Below are 19,160 nucleotides of genomic sequence, written 5' to 3' on the forward strand. Positions count from 1 at the left end.
ATGATGGACGACGGCATGATGACCGATGGCATGATGGACGACGGCATGATGGACGACGGCATGATGACCGATGGCATGATGGACGACGGCATGATGGACGACGGCATGATGACCGATGGCATGATGGACGGCGACATGATGGACGGCGACATGACGCATGAAGACATGGACGGCGACATGGACGGCGACATGATGGATGGCGATATGGACGGCGACATGGACGGCGACATGATGGACGGCGACATGGACGGCGACATGGACGGCGACATGGATGGCGACATGACGCATGAAGACATGGACGGCGACATGGACGGCGATGCCCAATAGTTATCACATAACCTGAATAGAATCGGGACAGGTAGCCTCTTTTATAGTTATCTGTCCCGTTTTCTTGTCAGTTTCGATAAAATCAGGACTTATGCAAAGTTGCGAATCCCCCTCCCTCTATCCCCCGCAGGCAGCGGAAATCTGTTTGAGAGACAACCGTGTAAGTCGTAATTCATTTCAATAAAGCAACCGAATCTCAGATCTTTTTCAATTTTCCTTGAAAAATAAGATGCAATACTGTATAATTTAAGGCGAAGTTGTGTAGCATGTGATCTCGAAGAGTGCCACAACGGCGTGGGTAGGTTTTGTCGCTTAAAAGCCTACAACTCTTCGTTGATCTCCATTTTTAACAGAATAAGGAGTTTTTACAAAATGTCTAAAGTTCGGGTCGCTCTGATTGCGATCCTAATCGCTGCTGTCGCTTTCGTATCCTGCGACAGAGCTCAAAAAATGTTGGAACCTGCTGCCGAGGACATGACGGCTACCGATGATAAGCCAATGGACATGACGATGGAGATGATGAAGATGCTCGACGCGTCAATGTACATGTCGTGGGCATCGGTCGCGCTTCCGGCCCCTGCGCCCATGGCAGAAGCTGCGAGCCCGATTGAGACTGGGGCGGCACACAATCCAGCCCACACGAACACGGGGATTACGACTGCCCGGACGGTCTACATCAACGATGCGGGTGCCATGGCGAACAAGGCAGGCGCAACAGAATATCCCGTTGGGACCATAATCGTCAAGGAAATTATGGATGATACCGAAATGTTTGTCGATAAAGTCGCCGTGATGATGAAAAGTGACGACGAGATGTATGCCGGCCACAATGGGTGGGTCTACAAAAAATATGCGCGTTCCAGTGAAGATGCGGAATATATGCAAGTCAGAGGGTCTAACCTTGAAGATGCAGGTAATGGCTGTCACGGTTGTCACGCCCAAGCTGATAACGACAGCGTCTTCGTCTCACTCTCCATGGACGACATGGAAAGCATGGAAGATGCCGATGCCGGTGATGGCAACGGTGCAGATGCTGATGCCAATGGCGGCGATGCTAACACAGATGCTGGCAATGGCAACGGTGATGGCAATGAAAATGGAGACGGTGACGCCCAATAGTCACATCTCATAACACCCATAAAAAGGGGACCGAGAACAGCACTCTGTAGGTGTCGGTCCCCTTTTTACTTTCTCACCTAAACCTCAGACGACAAACGCTCCGCTTTGCGCTGGCAGTGAAACGCTCACGGCATCCTCTGAGACTGTTACTCGATTTCCATTGAGCAGGTCCTTCGCAGAAATTTGAAACGACGAAACTGGAACATTTATTGTTTGAGAGCATCGTCCCGTATTGAATGCGATTAGGATAGAATCCGTTTCTGAAGTGCGTAGATACGCGTAAGTCCCCTTTTGAACGTTCAAATGAACAACTTGTCGCCTACCAGAAGTAAGTCCCGAAAACTGGTTCCGTAACGCTCCCAAGTGTCGAAAATAATCCAACAGATCGTTGTTTGCTTCATCCCCCCAGGGCATCGGTAATCGCGCCTCCTCGAACCGTCCAAGTGGGTTCCTTTGCGAAACGCCTATTTCGGTTCCGTTGTAAATTACAGGCGGTGCAAAGAGTGTGAAGAGCACTAATGCCGCCAACCTGACTTTCGCCTTATCTTCCTTTGCCAAATAGAGGATACGCGTCATATCGTGGTTATCCAGAAACACCGGTAGTGAAAAGTCGTCTGGAAAGTATGTCTCATGTGCTGCTAAAAACGCTTCAAATTCCAGCAGTGTCGAAGTTTCAAGGACAAACGTTCGTCGGAGGGCATCCGCAAGCAGGAAATCAAGGCACCCATCAAAATGTGGGATATAGGACGCGATGACTTCGGAATGACTCACGACCTCTCCGAACAGAAAAGCGTCAGGCTTTACGGCTTTACAAGCTTGGCGAAAATCTGCCCAGAACGTCCGTGGCGGACCTGGCGCGTAGTCGAGTCGATATCCATCAACACCTTGCTGAAGCCAATGCTGTGCGCACTTCAATAAATAATCGCTCGCGGGTTTGTGTTTTAAGTTCAGTTGTGGCATTCCCTTCACAGTGAAGAAACTTGCGTATTCGTCGGGCCAGCGCTGCCATGTGTACCACGCTCGATACTCACTGTCTGGGTCCTGCTGCGCGGCTTGAAACGTCGGATGGTGGTTCGACCAATGGTTGGCAACAAAATCGAGAATAACCCGCATGCCACGCTGATGTGCTTTTTCGATGAGTTCTATCAATTCTGCGTTCGTGCCGAATCGAGGTTCAACGGTATAATAATCTGTCGCATCGTAGCCGTGGTGAGATGGACTTGCAAAAAGAGGTGAAAGCCAGATTGCGTTGCATCCAAGCGATTGAATGTAGTCAAGTTTCTGAATTGCCCCGCGGAGCGTTCCACCGAAAAACCCGGAGAGATTTGTTGGTTTCTTCCACGGCACACCGTCCCCTGGATAGAATCGATCAAGGAAAATGTGATAGATAACGGCATCGCGGACCCACTTCGGCACGTCGGAGTCGTCAATAGAGAGCGCGAATTCGGTTGATTCGGAGAACACCCGCGCTTGGTTATCCGCAAAGATCCATCCATCTGATCCCACGACGCGTCCACCAATTCTATAGCGGACAACCGTCCCGCTGGGTTGTGGTGGAATTTGCCCATGCCAATGGCGCACATATCGCCATTCAAGTGTGTTCCATACCGACCCACTCGAGGCGAGTTCAAACGTAGATTCCTCACCAGCTACATCCACCCAACAGCGAACCGAATCGTAGGTGACACCGCCAGAAGTTGTCACATAAATGTCAATCGGTTGATTCGGTTGCGGTCGCGATGGGTTCGTAAGCGGTAGATTTAATCGGTGAAGGTGTTTTATACCCACTACATTGCTTCGGTGCTCGGCGATACGGTTCTCAGAATCTCTTTGCGGACCAAACATGATATCCTCCCCTGAGAAACAAAAAAGCCGTGTAGCAGGTACACGGCTTTTCGATTTCTTAAACTTTCCTTGCGGTTCGGTCAGGGCAGTTTGAGCGTTGATGTCCCTTCCCGTAGTCCCGCCTTCGACTTCGTTTCAGGCTACATATTTTCGCAAGTTTTTAAGCTTTCCTTGCGGTTCGTTCAGGACTACTTATCACCCCAAGCGCGCCCACGTGGAATCAATAACAGTTGTCCTACGCTCAGTTTTCTCCGATCGAAGATATAATCGTCTTGGTTCGCGGCGACCAACCGTTTCCACATCTCCGCGTCATCAAAAATCTCAGGACGCGAAGCGATGCGCTTGAGTGCCGCTTCGCCGTTCTCTTCCTGAATATCCTCTTCCTTCACCCGGTATCTGTCAAGTACTTCAGGGCTGGTGATGCTGAAGCTGAAACTGTGCGAACTTTCGAGGGCGTTGCCGGCCATATCGGTAGCACCAGAGACGGTGACAGTGTACATACGTCCGGCGCGCATCGGCATATCAGAGGTAAACGTCACAGAATCGCCACTTCCTGCCACTGTCCCCGACAGCGTCGCGTTCATCGGTTCACTCATCGAATTTTCCGTTTTCGTAACCGTCACATCCACGACAACGCTGTTGCTGTCAATCGGTTCGCTGAAGGAAACCGACAGGCTATTCATCACATTCAGGGAATTCTCGTATTCAGAGATAACCGTGCCATCTACAGGCTCGTTCATTGTCACTGTCGGTGGGGTTGCGTCCGTGTAAGTAAATTTCTGTGAAAGTGTGACCGGAACTTCCGGTTTCCCTTTATTGGTAACAACGATGGACACAGATTCTCCTGCCATGCCACCGGGAGTTACTGCCGTGATCTGCATTTCACTTGGGACGGTTACACTTTGCGCATTTTTTCCGCCGAACGTCACGGTTACGCCGTTTTTCATATCAAATTTTTCGCCAGTAATCTGGACAGTCGTCCCGCCGGTTTCGGGTCCCTCTGTAGGACTCATTCCACTCGGTATCGGTTCCGGATTACAGCCAGCACATCCCGCTATCCACGCGCAGACAATCGCGAGGACAACAGGCACGGCTCTTTTGGCGACGCTGGCAAGCCAAAACTTGCTGTTGAAAATCCTGGGTTTTTTCATTAATTCTGTCTCCTTATGGTCAAGAAGGCTCTCATTTCGGATCGCGCTAAATTTTACTGTTGAAAGTAACGCAGCCGGCAAGCCAAAACTTGCGATTTCTATTAGAAGAAGGATTTCGTGGTTAGAGGGAAGCCTCTAAATTATACCTTAAACTATTATACACACAAATTGGAGCAGTTGTCAACACTTTTTTGCAGAGACTGTGAACAAAAACCTGCGCCATAAATATCCTAACCGCGCCAAGTCGTCCGCTTGAGTGGGTCGCTCACACGAACGGTTAGTGCTGGGCCGAAACCTTCTACGGATAACTTTACCGTGTCCCCGTCCCCAATTGCGGTGAGTGCCTCATGGTGGGTCCCTGTCGATACAACATCACCCGGTTCCAAGGTTACCACATTGGTCACCTCTGCGAGCAATTCAGGGATAAAGCGCGCCATGGAATTTGTAGAGAAATCATGCTGGAGACCGTCGTTAATCCAGAGTTGCACGCCGAGTGCGTTCCCGTCAGCCACTTCGTCAGCAGTAACGATCGCTGGACCCATCGGTGCAAACGTGTGCCAGCTTTTTCCCAAGAAGAACCCCCCTGGCAACCCCCGCGCGGAAACATCAATAAATTGCGTGTAACCAAACACACAGTCCAAGGCATTATCTTCAGATAGATGTTTCGCCGTCTTACCAATCACAATGGATAATTCCGGTTCAAAGTGAAACACGGTCACGTCAGCCTCTGGTAGGTCCACGGTCCCTTTCGTGGCAATGATGCCGGTCGGTGACTTCAGAAAGGCATTGAAATCCCCGCGCGACGGACTATCAGGCTCAATGTAATTGCCGGCAAGGCAGACGAGTTGTCCCGGACGCGGGACGGGTGCTTGAAAACTGACATCATCCAAAGCTGTAGCAGTACCATTTTCAACTGCTTCCTCTATTGTCGGACGTAGATTATCAAAATCCTCAATCACCGTTCGTATGAGTTCTTGCGGCGTATGATAGGAAACACTACTGAGTGCCCCGCCGATGTCAACGATTCCATTTTCTCTTATTACACCGAGCTGATAATCATTAAAAAAGGCAAGTTTCATTTAGTTCGCTGCTCCTCTGTTAAGGCGTGTCACAAGCGGATGACTCCGCTCCTCCAACGGCAGTTGTACCTTTCGTCCACTGAAATGGGAGACGTAGGTTGCGCTGACACACTCAAGGGAAGTCAGGGCGTTACATCCACCGAGTTCTGGTTGGTTTTCGTTAAGAATTGCGTCTCGCATATTTTTTGCGCTCCAGATGGTGTGGCGCGACTGCCACGGTTTCCCGGAGATAAGAAACGCTGATGGGTCAAGTTCTATCTGCTCCCATGCAGGTGTATGCGCTGCAAAAGAGACATCAAACGGACAGTACCACATTTCATCTATACCGGTGTCTGGGCGCGGTTTTACCATCAACTGCCCCTCTGAACCGAGCAGATGCGGTCCCATCATCCACCCGTGTCTGGGTTCGCGGCAATAAAGTTCCATGATACCGTAGGCACTGTTTCCACCACCGATATGCACGAGCATTGTATCGCCGGCAACGATACCGTTATCACGTCGGTCAGTTTTACACAATTCGCTGCTGTGCATAATATCCGCTTCCGTCACATCGTGTCCTTGATATGTGATATGGGCCTGAATCCAAGAGATCCCGTCTAAGAAAAAATCCATCTCGTCAAAATAGTGGACCCCCATCTCCATCAACTCAAATCCGGCTTCACGTCCTTTGCCGACTTCACGAATCGAACGGAGTTCTCCAATTTTACCGGCATCGACCAAAGATTTCGCGTGCCGAAAAAGTGGGGTAAATCGGAACTGATGACTCACCGCCAAGTGCACACCCGCCTCACGACATGCTGTGAACATTTGATCCGCCGTTTCTAAATCAACGGACAACGGCTTTTCAGATAAAACGTTGATGCCCTCTTTTGCGGCAGCAATTGCTATTGGGGCGTGCAAGGGGGCATGCGTACACACACTCACGATATCGAGTCCCTCGCGTGCGAACATCTCTTCGTAATCAGTATATCGGTTTGAAACACCGTATTCGTCGGCGCGGCTGTTGAGCGCATCTCGGTTTATGTCACACATCGCGACGAGATCAACACCTTCCAAGTTCGCGTGCGCGCCCGCGTGGCTTCGACTAATCCCGCCGCAACCGACAATCCCTGCCCGTAATGCCATGAGTTATCTCCCGAATCCATTCTAGATTGGTGATTTGGGTGTCGTTTCAGATTTCGTGCTAAGATGTATTATACGCTGATACCAAAAGAGTGCAAGCCATATTTTTAATTTTCCTTTCGGATTTTTAATTATTCCTTGGGGTTCGGTCAGGTGGGTTCGTGATTTCACGTACCCTTTCGTAGATCCGCCTGCGCCGATGTTGCAGGCTACAACTTTGGAACTAACTTTAAGTGATGCTCATCTCCAATAATGCCTGCCATTGCTCTTCATCCACGAGGACCCCCATTTCGAGACTCTCCATCCGTGTCCGCAACATGCCTTCCCCAGGATACCTCACACTCTCATTTTCGTCTAAAGGGATAGCCGTTTGGAAGTCATCAATAATTGCTGCCACTGTTTCGTCTAACGCCGTTTGCCCCATCATTCCGGTAGCATTAATCGCAATATACACTTGAGAGACGGCGTATTCCGAGCCCTGCTTTCCTATTTCGTGTGTCGCTTGCCCACCCGAAATAACGGATGCCATCGTGTCAAGCACCAATGCCAAACCCGATCCCTTCCAATAGCCGATCGGAAGTGCCCGTGCGGAATCAAGAATCTCTCGCGGTTCAACTGTTAACGCCCCTTTGGTGTCGTATCCACCCGGTAACGGTAATCGTTTTCCTTGTAGCTGCAGCACCTCCAATTTCCCATTTGAATACTGGCTCATCGCCATATCCAGCAGAATGTGCCCCTCTTTTCGCGGCACAGCAATCGCCATCGGATTGTTCCCGATCTTCTTTTCCGCAGAACCCCACGGCGGCATGAGTCGCGTCGTATTCGTCCAGCATATCCCGACATATCCGGCTTCTGCGGCTTGTAAGGCATAGGCACCACCACGCATCCAGTGATTTGTATTTGAAAGTCCAACACACCCAATGCCGTGGACATCAGCGAGTTCCGTTGCCCGTTGCATACAGAAGTGAGCATTGACGAGTCCGACCCCCATCTTGCCATCCCACCGTTCTAAGGCCCCGAACCCCTCAATTTTCTCTGGCTGCGCCCGGAAATCAATCTGTTTGCTCTCCAGGCCAGCAACGAATCCGGGGAAGCGATTAAGCCCGTGTGAGTAGACGCCGTCACGCTGATTTTCGGCAAACAGTCGCGCACACAGCATTCCTCGCTCGCCATCAAACCCGATTGCTGCAAGCGCACGATAAAATTCATCTCGTAAAATTTGGAAAGGCACACGTTTCATATAATTTGGTCCTCATCAGTTTATTGAAAACCATTATGCCTGATGTATGAGAAAAAAGCAAGGTATTTTGTGCGCATTTCAGAGGACTTCGTTATCCGCAACAGGCTTTAATTTTCCTTGTATGAAAGTGCCTCACAATGTATGATAGATACTCACAGTCACGGTTTTTAAAGTATCCCCAATCTTCTCTCAACGTCCACAAAGAGGAGGCAATAATGGCATTCTTCAACGGTTTATTCAGAACTTTCAACTGTATGCTCATTGTGTGGCTGTTACTCGCCTTTGGGAATGCCTCAGTGGACTCTGAGGAAGAACCGTTGACGATAGAGCCGATTGAGGTGATCGGCGTGACACCCCTCCACGGCGTGGGACTCCCAAAAAATAAGGTTCCCGCTAACATCCAAACGGCGACTCACACCGAAATTGCTGCTGCGCAAAGCTTAAACCTCACCGAGTTCATTAACCTGAATCTCGGCAGCGTCCATGTCAACGAGGCACAGAACAATCCTTTCCAACCTGATATTCGCTTTCGAGGTTTCACGGCTTCTCCGTTGCTCGGACTGCCTCAGGGATTAGCCACCTATCAGGACGGCATCCGTATTAACGAACTGTTTGGGGACACGGTGAACTGGGATGTCATTCCACAATCCGCAATTGCCAGCATTAACCTGATGCCTGGTTCAAATCCACTTTTCGGCTTGAATACGCTCGGTGGTGCACTTTCCTTGAGGACTAAGACGGGTTTCACGCATCCCGGGCATCAAGTCAAGGTCTACGGTGGTTCATTCGCACGGAGAGCCGTTACGTTTTCCAGCGGCAGTCATAATCAGAGATTGAGTTATTTCCTCAGTGGCACTCTCTTTAACGAAGACGGCTGGCGCGATTTCTCGCCTTCGGATGTCAGGCAGCTGTTTGGAAACATCGGTTGGGAGCAAAACGCTACCGCTCTGAACCTGAGCCTGACTTTGGCAGATAATGAACTCTTAGGGAACGGGGCACTACCGATCCAACTCCTTGAAACAAGACGTAATGCCGTGTTTACACATCCAGACATGACAGAGAATCACATGCTCCTTACCAACTTGCGCAGCAGCCACGCTTTGTCTGATAACGTGATATTGGCAAGCACAGTCTACTATCGACGCAATAACATTGAAACTTTCAACGGGGACGACACAGACTTTGAGTCGTGCGAAGCCCCTGAAAACGGAGGTTTCCTGTGCATTGAAGAAGGCGCAGTGGAGGAACGGGTGAAGGACCAGTTCGGAAATGATGTCCGTCTTACTGAAAATGGTTATGATGACGATAATGCAGAGAACGATGACGCTGATGAAGGAGGACTGAACGCCACAAATAATACGAGCCAAACGCGTCAAAACGGCTCTGGTGCGACCCTACAGGCGACTTTCACCCATCCACTCATCAACCGTGAAAACCAGTTCATCGCCGGTGCGAGTTTCGATGGTGGTAGCGCGTTGTTTAACGCTGAGACGGAACTGGCGAGTCTGACCTCCGACCGTGGCACAGTCGGTAGCGGTATTTTTGACGGTGAATCTTTTGTGGACGTTGAGGCCACGGTTCAGAATATTGGCATCTATGCGACAAACACTTTTTCCATCACGCCTCAGCTGGGGCTCACGTTGTCAGGACGCTACAATAGAACTGACGTTGTATTGCGCGATCAAATTGGTGTAGAACTCAATGGGGATCACACCTTTAACCGCTTCAATCCAGCAGTAGGGCTGACCTATCAGGTCTATAGCGGTCTTTCACTCTATAGCAGTTATAGTGAGTCCTCACGGGTGCCAACGCCTGTGGAATTGACGTGCGCCGATCCTGAAGCCCCATGCAAATTACCGAATGCTTTCGTCGCCGATCCACCGTTGGATCAAGTGGTAACAAAGACGCTTGAGGTGGGATTGCGTGGTGAGTTAGGTGAAATCAGCTGGAACGCTGACCTTTTTCAAGGAACAAGTTTTGATGATCTCATCTTCATTAGTAGTGGTGCGCTCACCAACGAAGGCTACTTTCAGAACGTCGCTGAGACGCTTCGTCAAGGCGTTGAACTCAGCATCGGTGGCACGCTCTTTAACCGATTACACGGTCTGCTCAATTATACCTTCATTTCAACGACCTTCGAGACGGATCTAACAGTCAGCAGTCCAAACCATCCAGAAGCGAAGGGAGGAGAAATTAACGTTGAGAAAGGCGATCGCCTTCCGGGTGTCCCACAACACAACCTCAAAGCGGACATCACTTATGCTGTAACCGACGCACTGTCTCTGGGGACGAATATTCTCATCAATTCCAGTCAGGTCTTTCGGGGAGACGAGGGTAATTTGATTGACCAGATCCCAGGCTACAGCATCGTTAATCTGCGCGGTAGGTATACATTGTGGAATCATCTCTCCATCTTTGCTAAGGTGAACAACCTTTTCGACGAGACGTATGAAACCTTTGGGTTGTTTGGAGAGGCGGACGAAGTATTAGGAGACGACTTCGAGGACTCACGTTTTCTCTCTCCGGGTGCCCCGCGTGCCGCATGGATCGGACTCGAAATAATTTTTTAAGCCTCGGTCCCCTTGCGCCTTGGTCGTTACCACATTTCAAGCCATTGGGTAACGGGCGTTACAGGCTGCGTTTCGCTATGGATGACCCACTTGAAATCGGGATCCTGCCAGTAAATTGTGCCCGGATGATCGCCATCTCGGAGATAACGGATGTCAATCGCCCAACGGATACTCTCGCTGGTGGTATGTAGTAGGGATCGGTGGAGCGTTAGATTGTGGAATACTAAGGCATCCCCTAATTCCATTGGACACGTCACGACCCGCGAGTCCTCGATAAGTTCATCCACAACCTCAAGAAATTTCCCTTCCCGCTCTTCTGTGTGATGATTCACCACACCCAATCGATGTGAACCTGCAACCACTTGCAAACAGCCGTTGGCCTCATCTACTGGCACCAACGGTATCCAGGCAGTTGGGATGAGCGAAGTTTCACTCACTGTCCCAAAATAGCCGCTATCTTGATGCCATGGAACGACAGTCAACTGCTGACCGGGGAGTTTCGGACGGGCGTTGAAGACGGGATGTCCGATGACATCCGTGCCTGTGAGTTGACCGATCGCGTCCACGAGGCGTGGTGCGTGGTGCAGCTCGAAAACCTCTGGTGTGGCGACCTGGTTTCGCCAAGAACGTCCAAAGCGGTTGGCGTGTTCACCCGCGACTTGTGAGAATCGCGTCTCAAACGGGAGTTCTATCCCTTCATCTTCGATAATCCCATCCGCTTTCAACTCGCGAATGATGCCGTCTACCACACGGGCAAAACTCTCGCGCACGCCATTGATGGCAGATTCCGGGACAACGCCTTTTAAGAGCAAATATCCATCGTTTGCCCACTGATCCATCTGTTCAGGTGATAACGGAGTCGTCTGTTTCTGATTCATGTTCATATTTTACTCAATTCCAATTTTTAATGTTACCTTGCGGATAAGCAATGTGGATGCTGATTGCTATTGCTGAAGTTTGAAAATCTTGTAAAAATCATAACATACCTGACGAAAAAAATCAAAAAACAGATTTTTAATTATTCGCGAGACGTTTGACAACTATAAAATTGACATTTCGTCCGGAAAATGCTACGCTACACGCCAAAGGAGGACGCAGAATGGCAACTTTAACGCAAACCGAGAACCAAATCAGACCGCTGTATATTGACGGATACACCCACCACCTCAGTTATGTCGCAGGTGAAAAAATCGCGTTCCACATCTCAACGAGTGCGGAAAACTATTCACTTGAGATTGCTCGTATCGGCGCGACGCGCGAGGTCGTCTGGCGTCAAGCAGAGCTCCCCGGTGAAGCGCAGCCCATCCCCGCAGATGCGTCATCGCAGGGATGCGGATGGTCCCCTACTTTTACCCTCGAAGTTCCCGAAACGTGGCAGAGCGGGTATTATGAAGGCACACTCCGGGCGACCGATGGTGGCGGTGCCCAGGTCTATAGAAATCATCGCACGGCTGAAAGCACGCTCTTCTTTATTGTTCGTCCCTCGAACCCCGGAGCGAACACGCCTATTCTGCTCCAACTCTCTACTAACACCTATAATGCATACAACAACTGGGGTGGATTTAGTCTTTACGGGTATCACGGCGCAAGCAAAATACAAGGGAACCGCGTCTCATTTGATCGACCGACCCGCGGCATTTTCAGGAACTGGGAATTGCCCTTTATCGTCTGGGCAGAGCAGAACGGATATACGTTCGATTACGCCGCGAACTCCGATTTGGAATTCCGCCCTGAAATGTTAGAGCACTACAAACTCGTCTTGAGTGTTGGACACGATGAATACTGGTCTGCGCCGATGCGTGATAGCCTTGAAGCATTCATTGCAAACGGCGGAAATGCCGCCTTCTTCAGCGGGAATTCTGTCTGCTGGCAGGTTCGATCCGAAGATGACGGCAGAGCCCTCGTCTGCTGGAAGCAAACCTATAACCAGGATCCAGTTTTCCAGACCGATGATCTCAGTACCCTCAGCACGTTGTGGAGCCATTATCTGGTGGATCGTCCTGAGAACCAATTGACAGGTGTAGGCTTTCTTCAGGGGGGTTATCACCTGAGCCACGGTCAATTTATGGACGGTCCAGGGGAATACACCGTCCATCGTCCAGAACACTGGGTATTTGAAGGCACGGACCTTTCACGCGACGACACCTTCGGCGGCGAAAACACCATTGTCGGTTACGAATGCGACGGATGCGAGTGGACCCTCGGAGACGGTTTGCCGGTCCCGACCTATCAGGACGGCACGCCTGAAAGCTTCACGATCCTCGCAACGGCACCTGTTCGCTGGCATCCTGATGATTGTGAATGGTATGAACGTTGGGAAAGAGGGAGAACCGGTGCCGCAACGATGGGTATTTACACGAAAGGCGGAACGGTCTTCACTGCCGCTACAACCGACTGGTCGCACGGATTGGCGGGCGGTGATGCTACCGTTGAACGCATCACGCACAACATTCTCCAACGACTCTCGAAATAGCGGAGATTTGAAGGTCATGCAAAAGGTTACTGTTATTACGGGGGCAGCGAGCGGTATCGGACGAGGATTGGCAGAACGGTTCGCGGCTGAAGGAATGAAAGTCGTCCTCGCCGACGTTGCAGAAGAACCATTAGCCAAACTTGCGGCAGATTTAAAGGCGAAAGGTGCGGCGGTTCTTACGGTCAGAACGGATGTCTCAAAGGCGACAGAAGTCGAAAACCTTGCTGAGCAGACACTGGATGCCTTTGGTGCGGTGCATATCCTCTGCAACAATGCAGGCGTCGTTTGTAGTCGTCCTGTCTGGGAACATACCCTCGCCGATTGGGAATGGGTATTAGGCGTCAACCTGTGGGGCGTTATTCACGGGATCCGAGCGTTTGTCCCACGTATGCTGGCGCAAGGGGGCACCTGTCACATTGTGAATACTGCTTCTATCTTGGGGCTGGTCGGAGGCAGTGGCGAAGGTATCTATAAGGTGAGCAAACACGGTGTCGTCGTGCTTTCCGAAACCCTTGCGGATGAATTGGCACAGAAAGGGGCTAATATTCAGGTGCATGTGCTGTGTCCCGGCTGGGTTCGCACCGGAATTCTGGACTCCGCTCGAAACCGTCCGTCCACATTACAAAATCCGGCAGAGACAGAGCGTCCACAGGAAATAATCATTGGCGGTTCACGAAACGCCCGCGTTGAGATGGAGGCGGGATTGTCTCCAACGGAGGTAGCGGAGCATGTCTATAACGCAATTCAGAACGGCACCTTCTACATCCACACACATCCTGAGCATAAAGCATGGATCCGCGAGCGTATGGCGCGTATCCTTGAATAGCTGCTTTAATGAATAAAAAAAGACATAAGTGTTCCTTTAAGCCATCTTATAGCCCGATCAAGGATAGAAACGTCATCCCTAAAATTTCCAAGCCCCGTGTTACACCTGTTACAGATATAACCTCTTATATCTCCTGTGGTATGGTCATGATCTAAATTCACATCCCTTTTACTCTGAATCGTTATAGTCCTATCACAGACTTTACAATAAAATTCCTCACCTATTTTAGGTCTTGGATGCTTTGTCTCATACTCTCGTCTTACTTTAGTTGGTATCGGCTTCTTGCTCGCCCGGCATTCTTTACATTCGCTACGCCAAACACTCGGGCGGTTGCGTTCAAATGCGTCTATCGGCAAAAGCCTTTTACATCCCTTACAAATACGAGGTTTCGCTTCCTGAGCCACATTTAGCCTCCAGCAATTTTAGTTGTTCAGGGGTCTTCGATTTCTCGGGAGGCTGTGATTCCTGTGATGGAGGAATTCTTTGTAGTCTTTCTCTGGCAATTTCGCAGTAATTTTCATTAATTTCACTACCAAGATAATTTCTACCATTTAACTCAGCCATGAGTGCGACAGTTCCACTCCCCAAAAATGGATCATACACTAAATCACCCCCGTTACTCCAAGAAATGATGTGGTCTTGTGCCAATTTTTCAGGGAATATAGCAGGATGTTTGTGAGCGATCTCATCTGATGCCGAATGCCCTTTTCCAATCATATACTCCCAAACATTCGTGCGTCTTCCATATTCGGAATACCCTTCCCGCTTTAATTTTAATAAAGAACCATCGGGTAAGCGTTTGGTGCCGGTGTCCCCTTTGCGCGATTCTTTGTTTTTTCTGTCTTTAATTAGATTGATTGTTTTGGGCTGTCCCTTACTAAAAACGAACATATATTCAAAGGATTGCCAGTAAGTCTTGTTATTGCCAACTGCGCCTCTGGGAGGTTTCAAGTAAATCATTGTATCAAACAGGTTAAATCCGATCTCTTTAAAATAAAGTGCCTGTCGAAACGAAGTGCCTGTCTCATTTCCCTTTATAGTCTGATCACCAATAACCCATACAACCACGCCTCCAACCTTAACAACCCGATACAGTTCAGATGCAATTTGTTCAAAAGATTCTAACTTGTATCCTTCATACTCACGCATTTCGTCATACGGGGGTGAAGTTACAACAAGATCCACAAAGGCATCACGCATCATCTTCATCGTGTCAAGACAGTTTTCGTTTCTTATACCGTTTAATTGCATAAAGCATTATCTCCTACAGGATATATTATGTTAAGTAAATTACCATAATATCTGCAAACAATTCAACTAAAACTTGACACTTTCATTACCCACGTTTGTTAGGTCAAATCAAGGACACTCCGTGCGACTTCGCCTCTTGCCAAAGCCTCGAATGCATCGTTAATCCCTTCTAACGGATAGGTGCGTGTGACGAGTTCGTCCAACTTCAGTTGCCCTGCTTTATAGAGCGAAACCAATCGTGGGAAATCCACATGCGGGCGCGCAGTTCCATACATCGAACCGATCACCATCTTCTCCGACATCAGCATCCGTGCGTCAAATTCCACAGGCGTGTTCTCCGGGGCATGCCCGACAAACACTGTCACGCCCCGACTCCGCGTGCAGAGGATTGCCTGTCGGAACGTTTGACCGATCAACCCGATTGCCTCAAAAGCATAGTGGACACCGCGCCCATCGGTAATTTCCTTAATCCGTTCTACAGGGTCTACCTCGGAAGCATTAACCGTGTGTGTCGCGCCAAACTGCTTGCCGAGTTCGAGCTTGTTGTCGAGGACATCGACCGCAATAATAGGTTCACCACCAGACATCGCAGCACCTTGTATGCAATTGAGTCCAACTCCGCCACATCCAAAGACAGCGACTGAACTGCCGGGTGAAACTTCTGCAGTATTGATAGCCGCGCCGACCCCTGTCATCACGCCACACCCGATGAGCGCGGCTTGTGCAAACGGCATATCCTTATCAATCGGAACAACTGCGTCCTGTGGGACGATCGTTTCAGTACCGAATGTTCCTAATCCCGACATCTGGTCGATTTCACGCCCACTCGTTTTTATTGCAGGTCTACCTGAACCGTCGGAGGGGAGTGCACACAAATTCGGATACCCCTTCTGACACATTTCACAGTATCCACAGTTCCGTTTCCATGAAAGGATTACATGGTCGCCGACTTGGACCTGTGTCACGTCGCTTCCGATCTCTTCTACGACACCCGCCCCTTCATGCCCAAGAATGACAGGTAACCTGACGAAGGGCCAATCGCCCTTAATGACATGCCAATCGGAATGACAAACGCCACTGGCGACCAATCGCACCCGGACCTGATTCGCGCTCGGACGTGGTAAGTCGAACTCTTCAATCTTTAAGTGTGTGTCCGTTTCATACAATACTGCGGCTTTCATGAGGTTCCTCCGAACTTGGTTTTTTAACTATGGGCCCTCGACTGCCTCCACTTCGTTACGGGCAGGTTTCCGATTAAGCTGGGATGTTTTTGAGAGTTCGTACGTTTCTTTCTTTTTATAGTGGAGTCCGTAATTACTTTTACACATTACAAGAGGCACAGGCTAACAGCCTATGCTACAAAAAGGCACAGAACACTCAAGGTTTACGCGACAAATGTAAACTTATTTTCGGATTTTACTATAAAGTATCCATGCCCTCGGTCACAGAAGTGGGTATCATAGTTATTATTATATCACACTTAGGAAAAGATACAAGGCAGAATTTTAGATTGACATCCGTCTCTCAAAACGCTATAATAGATTGAAATGAATTTCTATGGGAAGTCTATCAGCTGCCCTTAAAGATACAATAGAGGAGGATTGATGTGCTTCGTTTTAATCTGCCCCGCACGCTTATATTAAAGAGTCGGAGAGCCGTGCTTTTCGGTATCTGTATTTTTGTTATGTTTTCATGTGGAAGCGGGGTAATTCAGAATTTTGAGGGCATCCGGATCTATTCGGATCCACGCGTTGATAGGATCGACTTACGGATTTATCTGGTTGATAGAAACGGCATACCGCTGATATGGAATCAGAGCATCCTCAGTCCAAGCGTCGGCGTGAGCACTGTCTCTGAAGCCGATTTCACCACCAATGCCAAGGTCTATTCTATGCGCAACGGGCAGCAACATAAGAAAGTCTACGATGGACGACTTCTCGACCTCCGTTGGTCCCAAGAACTCAATAGATTGGATCGACTCATGACTGCAGAAATCCCGCGAGGCTTCATCGATGAAGACCCGGAACGCGATACACCTTTCGGTATCATCATTGTCGAAATCCAGACGGAAAAACAGGGACCCTTCTCGGACACCTTAGAAAGCACCGCCATCTATAAGTATTAAGAAATATGCCTATTCATACACAAGACTATCGACATTGGGAAGGCACACTGAACCCCCGTCCTTATACACGGTGGTGGCTTATCACAAAGGCAGAACTAAAACTGCTTGCACAACGTAAAATTGTCCGATTAATTGTCGCTATTCCTCCCGCAATCTACATCTTGGTTCACGCAGTCCTGATCTACATCCTGAATCAGGTACCCGGCGCGGAGTTTCCGTTTAACATTGACAACGGGTTTTTTCAGCAATTCCTATTCCGAAACCCCAGCGCAGGTCCCCCTTCCTCGTTTCTCATCGCGCTGATCGCTATTTTCGGTGGCTCGGGGTTAATCGCTACCGATCTGAAGAACAACGCCCTCACGCTCTACCTCTCCAAACCTATCTCATGGATAGATTACCTGATTGGGAAATGTGCTGTCATCGGTATTTTGATCGGTTGCCTCACGTTGGTTCCGGGACTCTTGCTGTTTCTTGAACACGTCCTGCTGACCGATACTTCCTTCCTGAAAGAGAACTATTGGATTCCTCTTTCGATCATTGCCTACTCGGTGATTATCATGCTCTCTTCGAGTCTATTAATGTTGTTGTTCTCATCGCTCACCTCAAATCCTCGCTATGCCATCATCGGTTTCTGTGCCGTGTGGTTCGGCTCGCCTATTATCTACGAAATACTCACAGAGATTACCCGCACCAGTAAAATAGCGTTAGTCTCCATTTGGGCACACTACGACATCCTCGGCACAGTCCTATTTGCCGGTTCATACAACTACGCCGTGCATTGGGTATGGGCACTCCTCATCCAGATTGCCTTGATAGCCATTTGCCTCTTCGTGCTCCACCGTCGGATTCGGGCAGTCGAAATCGTCAAGTAGCGATAAGGAATCGTTAAGACTGCTCGCTCTTACAGGTTAGCGTAGCCTTGCGCCATTCGCCTCCCACATCTCAGCTTCAGAATAGACCTGTGGAGGTGTTATTGCGGTCAACGTCGGTGTCCAGTCCGCACGAAATTTTTGGACGAATAGCGCCGCATTCTGGTAGGCAATCCGTTCCTTTGTTTCATCGTCAAGCCGTGCGGATTCAATCTGCGCTTGCACCAGACGAAAATCGTAATACGGCAGATCACTCCCGAACATAATCCTGTCATTACCAAGATGATTGACGAGGTGGACGAGGTCCCAACTTGCATCCGCCCCTTCCGGTTTCTGCGCCACATCGAACCAGATATTTTCGCATTTCCCACAGTGCGTAATCGCATCGAGATGTCCGGCTTTGTTCATCGAAACATGCCCGATAATAAACGTTATCGACGGAAACCGCTGCGCGTAAGCAGCAATATTCTGCGTGGAGCCCGCCTGATGTAGCAGACACAGCCCATTGTGCATCGCGACCACTTCAAGGAAGACGTGCAGCTCGCCGCCGAGTGAATGTCCAGAGAGCCCTGGGTGGCACATAAAGCCGACCAAACCGTCTTCCTGCATGGCTCTGTCCAATTCGTCAGCACCTGCTTGTTCGTGTCGGACTTCAGCAATCCCAAGTCCAATCGGAAAGCGTTCTGGGTAGAGCTTGCATGCGTTGGCGATTGTTTCGTGTTGTGTGCGTGTGTCCAATACACCCCGTGCCTGCGGACTGCCACCCGTTGGACACGGAATCGCACCAATAACATCTGCCGAAGCCATCCTGGCAAGACAACGTCCGACGCTCTGTCCTACAGTCGGGGCGCGTGATACCGTCATACCGATGTGGCAATGGACATCAAAATAGGGACGCATTTTTTAATTATTCCTTGCGGTTCGGTTTTTAATTTTACCTTGCGGCTCGGTTAGGTAGGTTTGAACTTTCATCTGCCTCTCCGTAGACCCGCCTGCGCCGATGTTGCAGGCTACAATTACTGGTAAAAACGTCTTTAATTTTACCTTGCGGCTCGGTTAGGTAGGTTTGAACTTTCATCTGCCTCTCCGTAGACCCGCCTGCGCCGATGTTGCAGGCTACAATTACTGGTAAAAACGTCTTTAATTTTACCTTGCGGCTCGGT

Annotated in this window: 17 protein-coding genes; 7 read left to right on the plus strand and 10 right to left on the minus strand. The window is 49.6% G+C overall.

The window, feature by feature from the left end:
* Together F4X88_18785 and F4X88_18790 are read left to right on the plus strand one after the other, a co-directional pair.
* Nucleotides 1–327 (plus strand): hypothetical protein, encoded by a 327-nt coding sequence (locus F4X88_18785; protein ID MYA58335.1) that lies wholly within the window; start codon nt 1–3, stop codon nt 325–327.
* A gap of 372 nt (nt 328–699) precedes the next feature.
* Complete coding sequence (locus F4X88_18790) at nt 700–1,446, plus strand: hypothetical protein (GenBank protein ID MYA58336.1); 747 nt, start codon at nt 700–702, stop codon at nt 1,444–1,446.
* Nucleotides 1,447–1,530: 84 nt separating this feature from the next.
* Here F4X88_18790 and F4X88_18795 read toward each other — a convergent pair whose 3' ends face one another.
* From F4X88_18795 to F4X88_18815, 5 genes are all read right to left on the minus strand, one after another.
* The gene (locus tag F4X88_18795) at nt 1,531–3,291 is read right to left on the minus strand and encodes an alpha-amylase (GenBank protein MYA58337.1); all 1,761 of its coding nucleotides are present in this window, start codon (nt 3,289–3,291) and stop codon (nt 1,531–1,533) included.
* A 188-nt stretch (nt 3,292–3,479) separates the two neighbouring features.
* Nucleotides 3,480–4,442, minus strand: coding sequence for a hypothetical protein (locus F4X88_18800; protein ID MYA58338.1), 963 nt, complete (start codon nt 4,440–4,442; stop codon nt 3,480–3,482).
* 230 nt (nt 4,443–4,672) lie between these two features.
* Nucleotides 4,673–5,521, minus strand: a complete 849-nt coding sequence (locus F4X88_18805) for a fumarylacetoacetate hydrolase family protein (protein MYA58339.1) — start codon at nt 5,519–5,521, stop codon at nt 4,673–4,675.
* Nucleotides 5,522–6,646 carry a Gfo/Idh/MocA family oxidoreductase gene (locus tag F4X88_18810; protein MYA58340.1) on the minus strand — a complete coding sequence of 375 codons (1,125 nt, stop codon included), beginning with the start codon at nt 6,644–6,646 and terminating at the stop codon, nt 5,522–5,524.
* 226 nt (nt 6,647–6,872) lie between these two features.
* Nucleotides 6,873–7,883 (minus strand): 3-dehydro-L-gulonate 2-dehydrogenase, encoded by a 1,011-nt coding sequence (locus tag F4X88_18815; protein MYA58341.1) that lies wholly within the window; start codon nt 7,881–7,883, stop codon nt 6,873–6,875.
* Between the two features lie 254 nt (nt 7,884–8,137).
* Between F4X88_18815 and F4X88_18820 the strand changes: the two genes are divergently transcribed.
* Nucleotides 8,138–10,453, plus strand: a complete 2,316-nt coding sequence (locus F4X88_18820) for a TonB-dependent receptor (GenBank protein ID MYA58342.1) — start codon at nt 8,138–8,140, stop codon at nt 10,451–10,453.
* A gap of 26 nt (nt 10,454–10,479) precedes the next feature.
* Here the strand turns inward: F4X88_18820 and F4X88_18825 are convergent, their stop codons facing one another.
* The gene (locus F4X88_18825) at nt 10,480–11,337 is read right to left on the minus strand and encodes a phytanoyl-CoA dioxygenase family protein (protein ID MYA58343.1); all 858 of its coding nucleotides are present in this window, start codon (nt 11,335–11,337) and stop codon (nt 10,480–10,482) included.
* Nucleotides 11,338–11,552: 215 nt separating this feature from the next.
* Here F4X88_18825 and F4X88_18830 point away from each other — a divergent pair, with 215 nt between their 5' ends.
* Nucleotides 11,553–12,926, plus strand: coding sequence for a hypothetical protein (locus F4X88_18830; GenBank protein ID MYA58344.1), 1,374 nt, complete (start codon nt 11,553–11,555; stop codon nt 12,924–12,926).
* Between the two features lie 7 nt (nt 12,927–12,933).
* Entirely contained in the window at nt 12,934–13,752 is an 819-nt protein-coding gene (locus tag F4X88_18835) for an SDR family NAD(P)-dependent oxidoreductase (protein MYA58345.1), read from the plus strand.
* Between the two features lie 5 nt (nt 13,753–13,757).
* Here F4X88_18835 and F4X88_18840 read toward each other — a convergent pair whose 3' ends face one another.
* The 3 genes from F4X88_18840 to F4X88_18850 form a co-directional block, all read right to left on the minus strand.
* Complete coding sequence (locus F4X88_18840; GenBank protein ID MYA58346.1) at nt 13,758–14,156, minus strand: hypothetical protein; 399 nt, start codon at nt 14,154–14,156, stop codon at nt 13,758–13,760.
* Nucleotides 14,125–15,003, minus strand: a complete 879-nt coding sequence (locus F4X88_18845) for a site-specific DNA-methyltransferase (GenBank protein ID MYA58347.1) — start codon at nt 15,001–15,003, stop codon at nt 14,125–14,127. The genes F4X88_18840 and F4X88_18845 overlap by 32 nt, the downstream gene beginning before the upstream one ends.
* 98 nt (nt 15,004–15,101) lie before the next feature.
* On the minus strand, nt 15,102–16,184 hold the full coding sequence (locus F4X88_18850; protein MYA58348.1) for a Zn-dependent alcohol dehydrogenase: 1,083 nt from the start codon (nt 16,182–16,184) through the stop codon (nt 15,102–15,104).
* A 425-nt stretch (nt 16,185–16,609) separates the two neighbouring features.
* Between F4X88_18850 and F4X88_18855 the strand changes: the two genes are divergently transcribed.
* Together F4X88_18855 and F4X88_18860 are read left to right on the plus strand one after the other, a co-directional pair.
* Nucleotides 16,610–17,128 (plus strand): hypothetical protein, encoded by a 519-nt coding sequence (locus tag F4X88_18855; protein ID MYA58349.1) that lies wholly within the window; start codon nt 16,610–16,612, stop codon nt 17,126–17,128.
* 5 nt (nt 17,129–17,133) lie between these two features.
* A complete protein-coding gene (locus F4X88_18860) occupies nt 17,134–18,000 on the plus strand; it encodes a hypothetical protein (protein MYA58350.1) in 867 nt (288 codons plus the stop codon).
* A 36-nt stretch (nt 18,001–18,036) separates the two neighbouring features.
* On the opposite strand, the gene F4X88_18865 is transcribed toward F4X88_18860, so the two are convergent.
* Nucleotides 18,037–18,897, minus strand: coding sequence for an amidohydrolase family protein (locus tag F4X88_18865; protein ID MYA58351.1), 861 nt, complete (start codon nt 18,895–18,897; stop codon nt 18,037–18,039).
* Nucleotides 18,898–19,160: the final 263 nt, after the last annotated feature.

This window comes from Candidatus Poribacteria bacterium, from assembly GCA_009839745.1.
In the GTDB taxonomy this organism is placed as follows: domain Bacteria; phylum Poribacteria; class WGA-4E; order WGA-4E; family WGA-3G; genus WGA-3G.